Here is a 12,479-nt window from a genome sequence, read left to right on the forward strand (position 1 = left end):
TCCTGCAACGAAGTGACTTCCCCATCCCGAGACTTCCACGGGCTCCGGGGCTCTGGGACTCTGGGGGCTCTGGGGACTCCGGTGACTTCGCGACTTTGGGGTTCCGGGACTCGTCGGCGGGGGCGAGGTCGTTGGCGACGTGTCGGCGGAGTCGAAGTCTGGGGCGCCAGCGGCGGCTGCGCGCGGGCGGGGATGTGGTCTCGGGTGCGCGGCGCGGAGTCTCGGGATGGGGAAGTCACTTCGTGCTGGGGATGTTCCTGCAACGAAGTGATTTTCCCAGCCCGAGACTTTCGCGGGCTCCGGGACCCCGGGGCTTGGGGATTCGGAGGCTCCAGGGGCTTGGGTGCCGGGGCTCGGCAGTCGCGGCGGCGCCAGCGGCGGTTACACGCGGGCGGGGATGTGGTCTCGGGTGCGTGGCGCGGAGTCTCGGGCTGGGGAAGTCACTTCGTGCTGGGGATGTTCCTGCAACGAAGTGACTTCCCCATCCCGAGACTTCCACGGGCTCCGCGACTCTGAGGTTCGGGACGCCGGAATCGGGATCGGCGTCGGCGGAGGCGCCGTGCCGGCGGCTACGCGCGCGCGGGCACGTCGTGCCAGCGGCCGTCCTCGATGGACGCCTCCGCGGCCTCGACGATCTGCGCGGCGACGAGCCCGTCGGCGACCGACGGAGCGACCTGGCGGCCCGTGACGACGCTCTCCAGGAATCGCGCCGCCTCGATGGTCTTGAGGTCGTCGAAGCCCATGCCGGTTCCGCCGCCTGGCTGGAAACGGTGGAATTCGCCGTGTCCGGGGGACATGTAGACGGTCGTGTAGCCGTACGGGGTCGAGGAGTCGAGGCAGACTTCGAGCTCATTGAGGCGCTGGAAGTCCCACCGCAGCGAGCCGTTCGTGCCGTACACCTCGAGGGCGTACTCGGCGCGGGGGCCGCGCATGATGCGGCTGGAGTCCATGATGCCGATGGCGCCGTTGTCGAAGCGCATGAGCAGGGCCGCGTAGTCCTCGTTCTCGACGGGCTTCAGCTCCCCGGTTCCGGGGGCGGAGCGGTCGACGATGCCCGTGCCCGGGGCTGGGCGCTCGGTGATGAAGGTCTCGGCGGTCGCGGAGACGCTGCCGATGCGGCCGACGACGTGCTGGGCGAGGTCGAGTCCGTGCGAGAGCAGGTCGCCGAGCACGCCGGATCCTGCGCGCTCGCGCTCGAAGCGCCACGTGAGCGGTGCGAGGGCGTCGGACGAGTAGTCGGCGAGGAGCGCGCCGCGCACGTTCGTGACGCGGCCGATGGCGCCATCCTCGATGAGTTGCTTCATGTGCGCGATCGCGGGTGCGTTGCGGTAGTTGAACCCGACAGCCGTGACGATGCCGGCGGCATCCACTGCGGATGCGATGCGCCGCGAGTCGGACGCGTAGCGTCCCATGGGCTTCTCGATCCAGAACGGCTTCCCGGCTTCGGCTGCCGCGATGGCCATCTCGGCGTGCAGGAAGTTGGGGGAGCAGATCGAGACGACGTCGACCTCTGGGTCGGCGAGCACTTCGTGGTAGTCGGCGACGGTGCGCTCGAAGCCGAGTCGTTCCTCTGCCTGTGAGCGGGCTTCCGGCACGGGGTCGGCCGCGACGACGAGCCGCGTCTTGATGCCGAGCTCGGGGAAGTGGTCGGGGACGGCTCGATAGGCGCGCGAGTGGAGGCGACCCATCCAGCCGACGCTGATGAGGCCGACGCCGATGGTGCGGGGCGAGGTGGTGGTCTGGTCGGTCATGGGAACTCCTTTGTCCAGCTGGGAGCTGTCATATGTTCGGACAACGAGACATTTCTACTCGGTGTGGTCGTGTCGTAGCTCTGCGTAACCTTGCGTTACCTGAAGCGTTCAGTTTCGGGAGGAGCGCGGGCGGCATGCTGTGTCGATGGGTTTCGCCGAGGGACAGTTGACCGCAGGGCCGCCGGATCGAGTCGTCGTTCGGGGTGCTCGTGAGCACAATCTGCGCGGCGTGGACGTCGATATCCCGAGGGATGCGCTTGTCGCCTTCACGGGGGTGTCGGGTTCTGGGAAGAGCTCGCTCGCGTTCGGCACGCTCTATGCGGAGGCCCAGCGGCGGTACTTCGAGTCGGTCGCACCCTACGCACGCCGCCTCATGAACCAGGTCTCGCCGCCCGACGTGGATTCGGTCGAGGGCCTGCCGCCTGCGGTCGCGCTCCCGCAGCAGCGAGGAGGCGGAAGCGCGCGTTCGACGGTCGGGAGCACGTCGACGATCGCGAATGTCGTGCGCATGCTGTTCTCGAGGGTCGGCGTGTATCCGGAGGGTGCGCCGATGCTGCTCGCGGAGGACTTCTCGGCGAACACCGTGCAGGGCGCCTGCCCGAACTGCCACGGGCTCGGCCGCGTCTACGAGGTGCCCGAGTCGCTCATGATCCCGGATGCGTCGCTGAGCATCCGCGACGGGGCGATCGCCGCGTGGCCGACGGCGTGGCACGGCAAGCAGCTCCGGGACAGCCTCGTCTCGCTCGGCTACGACATCGACATCCCGTGGAGCGAGGTTCCCAGCGAGCGCCGGTCGTGGCTGCTGAACACGACGGAGAAGCCGCAGGTGCCGGTGTTCACGGGCAGGTCGCCCGCGCAGGTTCGCGCTGCGGTGGCGGCGGGCGACGAGCCCTCGTATATGAGCACGTTCGTCGGCGTGAAGCGGTACGTGCTCGATACCTTCGCCAATTCGAAGAGCGAGCGGATGCGCGAGAAGGCTGCCGCGTTCATGGAGAGCGTGCAGTGCCCGTCGTGTCGGGGCACGCGGTTGAAGCCGGATGCTCTTGCCGTGACCTTCGAGGGGCTCGACATCACGCAGCTCGCGGCGATGCCGTTGCGCGAACTGGCTGTGCTGATGGAGCGTGTGCTCGAGCCCGGCTGGGTTCGGGCGGGGCAGGCGCTGGCCCCGGAGCAGGACCTCGCGGCGCGACGCTTGGCCGGTGAGCTGTGCGCGCGACTCGCGCCGCTCTCGGACCTCGGGCTCGGCTACCTCTCCCTCGACCGGCAGACTGGGACGCTCTCCGGCGGTGAGCTGCAGCGGCTTCGGCTCGCCAACCAGCTGCTCGCTGGGCTCTTCGGTGTCGTGTTCGTGCTCGATGAGCCCTCGGCGGGTCTGCATCCTGCAGACACGGAGGCGCTCCTCCGGATCCTGCGCGGGCTTCGTGATCGCGGCAACACGGTCTTCTACGTGGAGCATTCGCTCGACGTGATCCGCGAGGCGGACTGGATCGTCGACATCGGCCCGGGGGCCGGAGCCTCCGGCGGCCGCATCGTGTACTCGGGCGATCTCGAGGGGGTGACGTCCGCCGAGGAATCGGTGACGCGCCGCTACCTGTTCGAGTGCGAGGACTCGCCGAAACCGAGGCTGCGTGATGCTCGGCCCAGGGAGCAGCAGGTTGCGCTCGAGGGTGTGGTGCGCAACAACATCCGCGGACTGTCCGTGGCGTTCCCGCTCGGCTGCCTCACCGCGGTCACGGGGGTCTCGGGCTCGGGGAAGACGACGCTGGTGAACCAGGCGCTGCCCGACCTGCTTCGTGCGAGTCTGGCGAGTGAGCTGGGCGAGGCCGTCGCCGATGAGGAGCCGGACGGGGCGGACCCCATGGTCGCTGTCGCGGCAGAGACCACGCGCGGTCGAGCCATCGGCCCGGCCGAGCGGCTCACGCGCATCGTGCAGGTCAGCCAGGCGCCGATCGGGCGCACGTCACGCTCGAACGTCGCGACCTACACGGGGCTGTTCGACCGCATCCGCTCCCTGTTCGCGGCGACGGATGAGGCGAAGCGCAGGCGGTACTCGGCGAGTCGATTCTCGTTCAACCTCCCGAGCGGTCGTTGCCCGACGTGCAAGGGCGAGGGGACGATGGAGGTCGAGCTGCTCTTCCTGCCCACGGTGCAGGCGCCGTGCTCGACCTGCGGCGGGAAGCGCTACAACGCGGAGACGCTGGAGATCGAGTACGAGGGGTCGTCGATCGCGGACGTGCTCGCGATGAGCGTCACCGAGGCTCGGGAGAAGTTCGCCGGTCGGGCGGAGGTGCTCCAGCATCTGGACGCGCTCACCGATGTCGGGCTCGGCTACGTCTCGCTCGGCCAGCCCGCGCCGGAGCTCTCAGGCGGTGAGGCGCAGCGCGTGAAGCTTGCTGCCGAGCTGCGTCGGGCTCAGCAGGGTGACACCCTCTATCTGCTCGACGAGCCGACCTCGGGGCTGCACCCCGCTGATTCCGATCGCCTCCTCGGGCATCTCCACGACCTCGTCGATCTGGGGAACACCGTCATCCTCGTCGAGCACGATATGCGCGTCGTCGCCGGCGCGGACTGGGTGATCGACATGGGGCCGGGTGCGGGGGACGAGGGCGGCGAGGTCGTCGCGCAGGGCACCCCGCAGGAGGTGGCGGCTGCCGACGGCAGCGCGACCGCTCCCTACTTGAAGCTCGCCGTGGAGCGGCTGGCGGCATCCGGGAAGCGCTGATCCGGGTCCGCTCCTCGCGGCTGGCTCGGCGTTCCTCTCTTGGGGTGACCGTCGGTGCTGACCTCCGCCGGGGGTGCCGGGGGTGCCTCGGTCACCTCGGTGTCGAGCTCTCGCACCTCCGTCTTGAGGATGCGCATCGACTGTCCGACGCTCTTCGCGAGGGCGGGCAGCTTGGACGCGCCGAAGATGAGCACGATGATGGCGAGCACGGCGAGGCCGTGCCAGCCGGTGAGATTCGCCAGCATGAAGGGTCCCTTCGGTTGTCGGTTGTCGATTGTCGGCGGTCGATCAGTTCCCGGGTGCCCCGGGCCCGCCGGAGCCGCCTGGCCCTCCGGCACCGCCACCGCCGGAGGGGGCCGCGCCTGCGGTCGGGGCGGTCGTGGTGTCGACGCGCACGGTGAGCGCGACGTTGTAGCCGCTCGTCGCATCGCCCGTGACGGTTGCGAGCTGCAGGGCACCGCCGTCGTCGCCGAACACGTTGTCGGAGTCGAGGCTGACCTGGGCCAGGTTCGAGGCGGATCCCTCGTAGCCTGCGAGCGCGTAGACGGCGTTCGAGGCGTACTCGGGCAGCGCGACCTGCGAGGTCGAGATCGCGTTGGTGGACTCGGTGATGTCGTCGACCGTCGGGTACACCTCGAAGTGGATGTGCGGCCAGCGGCCCGTGTAGCAGGCAGGGAAGATCGACGTGAAGGTGACGCTGCCCGAGCTGTCGGCGACCTGGACCCCGCGGAGGAAGGTCTCGTTCTCGATGCCCTCGGAGTACATGGAGTAGCCGCCTGTGGCGTCGCAGTGCCAGACGTAGACGGCGACGTTCTCGAACGGCCGGTCGCCGTCTGCCATGTCGAGGATCGTGAGCGTGAGCGTCATGGGCACACCGGCAGCTGCAGTGCTGCTGCCGATGCTCGTGCGGATGTCGCTGCGCACGACCCCGGACTGCTCGAGCACATCCGCGCCGTTCGAGCCGTCGCCCGGATAGGGGCCGGCTGTCTCGTCGGGGATCTCGCTCGCGGGGAGGGCGCCGGCTGCTGCCGATGCGCTCGCGGACGGGCTGGCCGTGGCCGCTGCCGTCGCCGCGGCGGTGCCCGCAGCACCGGATCCGGCTGGGGTGCACGCGGCGAGGGCGACCGTTCCGACCCCCACCCCGAAGATGCTGAGCAGTCCGCGCCGCGACAGGAGCGTGCCGATGTCGAAGGCGACGCCCTGGTCGACGACCTCCTCGTCCGCTCGGTCGAGGAGCCTGCCCTCGTAGGCGGGTCCGTCAGGCGTGAGGTCTGGTTCGGGGATCTTGATCATCGTGGTGCTCCTGCTCTTCGTCGTGGGATGGACGTCAGCATGAGTCGCCGGCCCAGGAGGGGGCTATGCCATGCCTATGCTCTGGCTATGGCGTTGATCCCAGGCTGAATGTCCGTGGCTCGTGCTTAGCTATGCGCACACTTCGGCGGTGGCGAGAGGCGGGGCAGCGACGTGACGCAGCAGATCGATGTTCGGGAGTCGGCGACAGGCAGAGCGGCGAGCCCAGGACCAGCCGGCCTGCAGCGTGCATCCAAGCTGCGGCAGACGCTGCTGCGACTCGGTTCCGGTGCGCTCACGAAGACCTACGACCTCTACCACCTGCACCCCGCCGTCTGGCGGTGGACCGCCCGCCACTACGTGCCGGCCATGGGCGACTTCGCGAAGTTCAACGCCTGGATGATCTGCCAGCGCGCCAACCTCGACGTGCCCGCGTACCAGCGGTGGCTGCACGAGAACGACTTCACGTTCCGGTGGTGGCAGCTCTCGAGCTACCCCGAGACGAGCAAGGACGACTACGTCAAGCGCTACACGGAAGACGAGCGCTGCTGGGGCGGGGAGATCGACACGGTCGGCACCGTGGTCGATGAGTCGAGCGGGTCGAGCGGTTCCCCCTTCAACTGGATCCGCGGGCGGCACGAGCTGAAGACCATCCACAACAACGTGGCGGGCTACATCACGCTGCTGTTCGGCACGAAGAAGCTCTTCGGCATCAACGCCTTCTCGATGGGGGCCTGGGCGACCGGCACCAACACGGGCCACGCGCTGTCGAAGATCTCGATGGTCAAGAACACCGGGCCGGACATCGACAAGATCGTCGACACCATCCGTCACTTCGGCCCGAAGTACCAGTACCTGGTGAGCGCCTACCCGCCGTTCCTGAAGCACCTTCGCGACCGGCTCGACGGCGAGGAGTGGTTCGACTGGTCGAAGCATCGACTCAACGGCTTCGTCGGAGGCGAGGCGATGACCGAGGGGCTGCGTGACTACCTGGAGGAGCGCTTCGGCCGCGTGTACTCGGGGTACGGGGCATCCGACCTCACGATCGGCATGGCGGGCGAGTCAGACGCATGCGTCTGGCTGCGCCGGGCGATGTTCGCCGACGAGCGGCTGAGGCGGGCGCTCCTCGGTGACGACGAGTCGCGCATCCCGATGGTCTTCCAGTACAACCCGCTCGAGACCTACCTCGAGACGAACGCGAGCAACGAGCTCGTCGTGACCCTCAACTCGTCTGCCGTGCTCAGCCCGAAGCTGCGCTACAACATCGGCGACGAGGCGAAGATCCTCTCGTTCCCCGAGGTACGGGAGAAGATCGCCGAGCTCGACCCCGCGTTGTCCAGGGCGTTTCACCGCGCATTCGCGGTCCAGCGGATGAAGCTGCCGTTCCTCCTGCTCTTCGGCAGGAAGGACTCGACCATCTCGTACATGGGCGCGAACCTCTATCCGATCGACATCGAGAACGGGCTCTACCGAGACAACCCGCACGCTGGCGACATCGAGTCGTTCAAGCTCGGTCTGCTGGAGCTCGACGGCCACGAGCAGCGGCCGGTCGTGCATCTCCAGTTGCGAGAGGGCGCGGCGCTCTCGAGTGAGGAGCTCGCGGCGCTCAGCGAGACGACGAGGGCGGGCATCGTCGACCACCTCGCCTCCGTCTCGCGCGACTTCGCCCAGTCGCTCGACGAGGACCCGACGACGGGTGATCTCCGCATCGAGGTGCACTCCTTCGGCACGGGGCCGTTCACCGGGGGCAACGCGAAGATCAAGAACGTCTACGTCGTGAAGAACGCCGAGTAGGCCGTGTACACCACCGACTTCTCGAAGGCGCCCATCCAGGGAAGGGCGGAGGCCCTTGTCATCGTCGAGGGGCGCAGCGCCGAGCGGGAGGGCGTGATCTGGCGGCGACGCCTCCGCGACCGTCGGGTCACGGGGGAGCTGCTGCTCTTCGCGAGCGTCGAGCGCGCCCGCGAGGTCGCCGCTCGACACGACGGGCGCACGAAGCTCCTGCTCGCCGAGACCCGCGGCTACTCGAACGGCATCTGGCGGGCCGACCCCGAGCCGCCACCCGGCGAGATGGCGCACAACCCCCACTTCGCCCCCGTCGCCAAGGAACGGGCCGAAGGGCGCACGCCACCGCTCGTCGCCGAGCCCACGCGCAAGCCGAAGCGGCTCACGACGCCCATCCCGCCGCCGTCGCACACGATCTTCGACACCGCATCGATGTTCGTGGGTGCGACCCGCTACACGACCCCACTCGCCTGGGCAGTGACGAGTCGAATCTGGGGCCGGATGACCGGCAAGATGCGGCGCATGCCCGACTACTGCTGGCACGGCATCTACTGGGAGGCGCCGTGGACGCTCGGCACGCTGGCGAACTTCTCGACGCGCGACGCCCTCATCCGCTTCGCGAGGATGCCCGAGCACCGGCACCTCATGCAGTGGATCGTCAAGGACACCAAGAACGCCGACGCCGGGTTCATCCGACTCTTCGCCAGCGAGGAGGAGCTGGCGACCGTCGAAGGCAGAGTGGCTCACGAAGCGGATGGTCGCGGGACTGATGTGGGTGCGCGCGGCCCAGTCGCAGCGGTGCCTGGCTCGGTCCTGACCACCGATGTGCTTTCTGGCCGTGCTGGGGAGAAGCCGAAGTCACGCGGGATCGAGGTGCGATGCGTCAGTTCTGAGCTCGAGTTCCTGGAGTTCGTGGAGCTGCCGGGGCGCGTCTCAGACCCGAGCCGTGAGGTGCCGGTGCTCGAGTCGACACTCCGCTCGTGGTGGAAGGACAAGCACGCGCACGAGTCGAAGGTCGAGCTGCTGCTCGCCTACCGCGGGGGCATGCCGGTTGCCCGCGCCGTCACGCACACGAGCAGCGCCCTCGATGCGAAGCTGAACTCGAGGCTGCAGCTGTTCGGGGCAGTCGCCGCAGCCGACGCGGAAGCACTTGGAGCCATCGTCGGAGCCGTCGAGGAACGTGCGGCGAAGACCGGTCGGCGCGAGCTCCTCGGACCTGTCACCCTGCTCCCCAATCAAGTGGGCGGCGTCATCACCTCGGGCTTCGGCGAGCGAGGGTTCGTCGAGGGGGCCTGGAACCCGGACTGGGTACCAGGCGCGTACGAAGAGCTGGGCTTCACGACGTGGAACGAGTCGGCGACCTGGATCGCCCGCCTTGAGCAAGGCCGCCTCGGGCAGATCGAGAGCGACGCCTTCACGGCCCCGACAGAGGCCGAACTCGAGGCCGCCGGCATCGTCATCGAGCGGGCGTCGCGCTTGCGGTTCGCGCGCGATGTCGCCCGTCAGCGGGAACTCGTCAACGCCGCCTTCGCCGAGCTGCCCTACTACACGCAGATCTCGCCAACGCAGATGCGCGAGGCGACCAGCGGGCTCGTGGCTATCATCGACCCCGCCATCTGGGTGTTCGCGCTCGACGCGAAGACACGTGCGCCACTCGGCTTCCTGCTCTGCGTGCCCGACGTGACTCGCATCGTGCAGCGTTCCTCCGGTCGCATCGGGGCGAGGCAGCTGCTCGAGATCTGGCGCCAACGGCGGGAGCCACGGGAAGCGGTGCTCACCATTCAGGGCACAGCACCCGACGCTCGCGGCCGCGGGATCAGCACGCTGCTGGGGCGCACCGTCGGTGAGGCACTCATCGAGGGCGGCTACACGGCGCTGCGCTCGACCTACATCGGCCTCGACAACCCCGCCTCGGCGAGGCAGCTCAGCAGGATGGGCGGATCGGAGCTGCACAGCACGGTGTTCTACCGGCGGCCCGTGGGCTCTCGGAGCAGTCAGAGCGCAGACACACCGATCGCGGGGCAGCAGCAGGGGACGAACCAGGGGGAGCAGCCATGACCGGCATCCACACGCTGAATCAGATCATCGCCGACGCAGCGTCGGCACCGTCAGCGCACAACACCCAGCCGTGGTCGCCGCGCATGATCGGTGACGGGGCGGCCGTGGAGCTGAGAGTCTCGCGGAAGCGGACGCTCCCCGCCGCAGACCCGAGCGGTCGCGACACGCTGCTCGGTCTCGGCGCGTGGCTCGAGGCCTTCAGCGTCAGCGCGGCAGCGCACGGCGTGGCCTTCGACGTCGAGCTCCTCCCCGCGCTTGCAGACCCGGAAGCGATCGTGCAGGCCAGAAGCGACGAACCGGTGCTCCGCATCCAGCTGCACCACGACACCGCGTCTTCGGCCGGCGGCGACACGACACAGCACGCCGAGTCCGCGTTCGACCCCGACTCCGAGCGACGGATGCTCGCCGCACGCAAGACCGTGCGCAGCGGGCTCGAGCCCGCGCGTGGTCTTGTGCTCGAGCTCTCCGGCTCGCTCCCCGAGTGGCTGCGGCTCGTTCCCATCGACGCCGATGACCTGCGGCACTTCTCGTCCCTCGGCACAGCCGACACTCTGCGAGAGCCAGATGTGGCGCGCGAGCTCGCGCACTGGCTGCGGCTCCACCCCTCCCATCCGCGCTACACGGTCGATGGGCTGAACGACAAGGCGCTCGGCATCCCCGCGTTCGCCACCCGGGTCGCCTCGGCGTTCACCAGGAAGCGGCGCCTCCGAGACGCGGCAGTCGGCGTCACCGCACCGCTCGGCGAGCTGTGGCGTCGGGTGCTGCTGGAGGTACCCGTTTCGGCCGCCGACGAAGACGCCCCCGCCGAGGCGACGGCCTTCGTGCTCGTCGCCGACACCAAACTGCTCGACCTCGGCTCTGGGGCAGAGATCACGCGGGTGCTCAACTCCCCGCTCGGGCTGCCACCTGCGCGAGTGCTCGAAGCGGGCCGGGCGCTCATGCGCCTCTGGCTGCGTGCGACTGCGCGCGGGGCAGCCTTCGCGCCAGCCTCAGAGGTCATCGACTCATCGCTCGCGCAGGGCGAGCTGCGCTACCGGCTCGGCCTCTCCCGCCGCGACGTGCCACTGTTCGTCACGCGCGTCGGAGTGCCGAGAGACGCACATCCGCCCAGATCCCCGCGACGCTGAACAGCGCCCCTCCGCGCGGACCTCACCGTCCGCTGCGGTCCGCTCAGGTCCACTCAGGTCCACTCAGTCGAGGCGCCGCATCCACTCGCTGATCAGGTCGATGCCGAGCGTGAAGGCCGGGTCGCGTGGCCGGTTGAGGAAGGCGTGCGCACTTCCGGCAATCACGCGGTACTCGGTGTCGACACCGGCTGCGGTGAGCTCGCGCGCGAACGACGAACCGGATGCGCGCATCGCGTCGCGGTCCGCGTCCACCACAAGCGACGGCGGGAGGCCCGTCAGGTCGTGTCCGCCGGGGAACGCATCCGGACGTGAGAGCACGTCCTCGCTCCCCGCGTAGTTGAGGTTCATAGCACCGATGAGCCAGGGAGTGTGGACGTAGCGGCGGCTTCCGCGCAGTCGGCTCAGCAGCTCGGAGGACCGGGTCGGCAGCTGCGCGTGGAACGTCCCGTAGGTCAGGAAGAGGCCACGCACGGGAGAGCGCTCAGCCCGCGCGAGCCGGTACGCCGCCGCAGCAGCGAGGCACGCCCCGGCACTCGCCCCGCCGAGCACCACATCACGACCCGACCGGGAGGCGACCGCCTCGACGACCGCGAGCACGTCGTCGAGCGGTACCGGGAAACGCACATCGGGGCGGCGGTCGCGTTCCGACCGAGCTGAGCGTCCTGACTGCTCCGCACGTCCGGACCGCTCCGGACCCTTCGCGGACCCGGACGCCTCGCGCTGGGCCCGGTCGCGCCCGCCGAGCGTCACGAGCCGGTAGTCGACCGTCGTCACCTCGAACCCGGTGCGCGCCAGCGCGAGCGCGACCTCATGCGTCTCCGGCTGGTCGAGGCCGCCCGAGTAGAAGCCGCCGCCGTGCAGCCAGATCACTGGGGAACCCGAGATCAGGGGAGTGCCGGCGGCGGGCGCGTAGCTGCGGACCGGAACCGGGCCGTTCGGTCCAGCGACGGAGGAACCCGTCGCATCCACCCCGTGCGGTGCAGTCGGCGAGCGTCTCGGCATCCGCCCACCATACGGGCACACGCTCTAGGCTCTTCGAATGCACGAGCTACGCCTCTCCCCGGAAACCCAGCGCCGTGCCGTCGCGCTGAACATGCGGCAGTCCTGGATCAGCCTCGGGATGCTCGCTCCTCTCCTGCTGATCCTCACCGTCATCTTCTCGCTGCAGGATTTCTGGCTCGGCTTCGGCTACGGCGCACTGATCGTCGTCCTCCTCGGGGGCTCCGTGCCGCTCTCCATCTGGCTCGCGCGCAAGTCGATGCGCGAGACCTACATCCGCTTCGGCGACGGCTGGATCGAGCACAAGTGGATGTTCCGCACCCGCCGGTTCGCGGCGGCAGAGGCCACCAGCGTCGTCACGGTCGACCGGATGTCATTCGGCGGCTTCTCCGGACCTCCCACCCATCACCTCATCGTGACGGGCCACGACCGCCGCCTGCTGATCCTCGTCGGGCAGATGTGGAGCACGCAGCAGCTCACGGCGATCATGCAGGACCTCTCGAGCCGGGGCGTGCCGTGGATGTCCGTCCCCGAGCTCGTCACGCCGCCGCAGCTGCGCCAGCGGGACCCTCGCCTCGTGCCGTGGTGGCAGGCGCACCCGGTCGCCCTCGCCCTGCTGATCGCCGGCGGCGTCTTCGTCTTCGTCATCCTGCTGCTCATCGTCCTGGCCTTCGTCATCTTCACGGCGACCACGTCCTGACCGAGGCTCCTGGCACTCGCTGAGCATCGTCCCCGGCCCGCGGCATA

The 12,479-nt window shown here is 69.2% G+C and carries 9 protein-coding genes; 5 read left to right on the top strand and 4 right to left on the bottom strand.

The window, feature by feature from the left end:
* Positions 1 to 569: 569 nt before the first annotated feature.
* Positions 570 to 1,751, bottom strand: a complete 1,182-nt coding sequence (locus ITJ67_RS00005) for a Gfo/Idh/MocA family protein (protein ID WP_160070794.1) — start codon at positions 1,749 to 1,751, stop codon at positions 570 to 572.
* A 145-nt stretch (positions 1,752 to 1,896) separates the two neighbouring features.
* Here ITJ67_RS00005 and ITJ67_RS00010 point away from each other — a divergent pair, with 145 nt between their 5' ends.
* On the top strand, positions 1,897 to 4,473 hold the full coding sequence (locus ITJ67_RS00010) for an excinuclease ABC subunit UvrA (RefSeq protein ID WP_194676338.1): 2,577 nt from the start codon (positions 1,897 to 1,899) through the stop codon (positions 4,471 to 4,473).
* On the opposite strand, the gene ITJ67_RS00015 is transcribed toward ITJ67_RS00010, so the two are convergent.
* Together ITJ67_RS00015 and ITJ67_RS00020 are read right to left on the bottom strand one after the other, a co-directional pair.
* Positions 4,425 to 4,718, bottom strand: a complete 294-nt coding sequence (locus ITJ67_RS00015; RefSeq protein WP_194676339.1) for a twin-arginine translocase TatA/TatE family subunit — start codon at positions 4,716 to 4,718, stop codon at positions 4,425 to 4,427. The two genes, ITJ67_RS00010 and ITJ67_RS00015, sit on opposite strands and share 49 nt — an antisense overlap.
* A 43-nt stretch (positions 4,719 to 4,761) precedes the next feature.
* Positions 4,762 to 5,766: an intradiol ring-cleavage dioxygenase gene (locus ITJ67_RS00020; protein WP_194676340.1), complete on the bottom strand. Its 1,005-nt coding sequence runs from the start codon at positions 5,764 to 5,766 to the stop codon at positions 4,762 to 4,764.
* Between the two features lie 171 nt (positions 5,767 to 5,937).
* On the opposite strand from ITJ67_RS00020, the gene ITJ67_RS00025 reads away from it, so the two are divergent.
* Genes ITJ67_RS00025 through ITJ67_RS00035 form a run of 3 tightly spaced genes read left to right on the top strand, consistent with a single transcriptional unit; the run spans position 5,938 to position 10,733 of the window.
* Positions 5,938 to 7,557, top strand: coding sequence for a phenylacetate--CoA ligase family protein (locus ITJ67_RS00025; RefSeq protein ID WP_323741335.1), 1,620 nt, complete (start codon positions 5,938 to 5,940; stop codon positions 7,555 to 7,557).
* 3 nt (positions 7,558 to 7,560) lie between these two features.
* Positions 7,561 to 9,606 (top strand): hypothetical protein, encoded by a 2,046-nt coding sequence (locus ITJ67_RS00030; protein ID WP_194676341.1) that lies wholly within the window; start codon positions 7,561 to 7,563, stop codon positions 9,604 to 9,606.
* Positions 9,603 to 10,733 carry a hypothetical protein gene (locus tag ITJ67_RS00035; protein ID WP_194676342.1) on the top strand — a complete coding sequence of 377 codons (1,131 nt, stop codon included), beginning with the start codon at positions 9,603 to 9,605 and terminating at the stop codon, positions 10,731 to 10,733. The genes ITJ67_RS00030 and ITJ67_RS00035 overlap by 4 nt, the downstream gene beginning before the upstream one ends.
* A 63-nt stretch (positions 10,734 to 10,796) precedes the next feature.
* Here the strand turns inward: ITJ67_RS00035 and ITJ67_RS00040 are convergent, their stop codons facing one another.
* Positions 10,797 to 11,735, bottom strand: coding sequence for an alpha/beta hydrolase (locus ITJ67_RS00040; protein WP_194676343.1), 939 nt, complete (start codon positions 11,733 to 11,735; stop codon positions 10,797 to 10,799).
* 37 nt (positions 11,736 to 11,772) lie between these two features.
* On the opposite strand from ITJ67_RS00040, the gene ITJ67_RS00045 reads away from it, so the two are divergent.
* Positions 11,773 to 12,432 (top strand): hypothetical protein, encoded by a 660-nt coding sequence (locus tag ITJ67_RS00045; RefSeq protein WP_160070787.1) that lies wholly within the window; start codon positions 11,773 to 11,775, stop codon positions 12,430 to 12,432.
* Positions 12,433 to 12,479 lie beyond the last annotated feature (47 nt).

This window comes from Pseudoclavibacter sp. VKM Ac-2867, assembly GCF_015351275.1.
In the GTDB taxonomy this organism is placed as follows: domain Bacteria; phylum Actinomycetota; class Actinomycetes; order Actinomycetales; family Microbacteriaceae; genus Pseudoclavibacter.

What these genes read in the sequence shown, in the direction of transcription:
- ITJ67_RS00015 (WP_194676339.1), bottom strand. Translation starts at nt 4,718, where the DNA reads ATGCTGGCGAATCTCACCGGCTGGCACGGCCTCGCCGTGCTCGCCATC.
- ITJ67_RS00040 (WP_194676343.1), bottom strand. Translation starts at nt 11,735, where the DNA reads ATGCCGAGACGCTCGCCGACTGCACCGCACGGGGTGGATGCGACGGGT.
- ITJ67_RS00020 (WP_194676340.1), bottom strand. Translation starts at nt 5,766, where the DNA reads ATGATCAAGATCCCCGAACCAGACCTCACGCCTGACGGACCCGCCTAC.
- ITJ67_RS00035 (WP_194676342.1), top strand. Translation starts at nt 9,603, where the DNA reads ATGACCGGCATCCACACGCTGAATCAGATCATCGCCGACGCAGCGTCG.
- ITJ67_RS00045 (WP_160070787.1), top strand. Translation starts at nt 11,773, where the DNA reads ATGCACGAGCTACGCCTCTCCCCGGAAACCCAGCGCCGTGCCGTCGCG.
- ITJ67_RS00005 (WP_160070794.1), bottom strand. Translation starts at nt 1,751, where the DNA reads ATGACCGACCAGACCACCACCTCGCCCCGCACCATCGGCGTCGGCCTC.
- ITJ67_RS00010 (WP_194676338.1), top strand. Translation starts at nt 1,897, where the DNA reads ATGGGTTTCGCCGAGGGACAGTTGACCGCAGGGCCGCCGGATCGAGTC.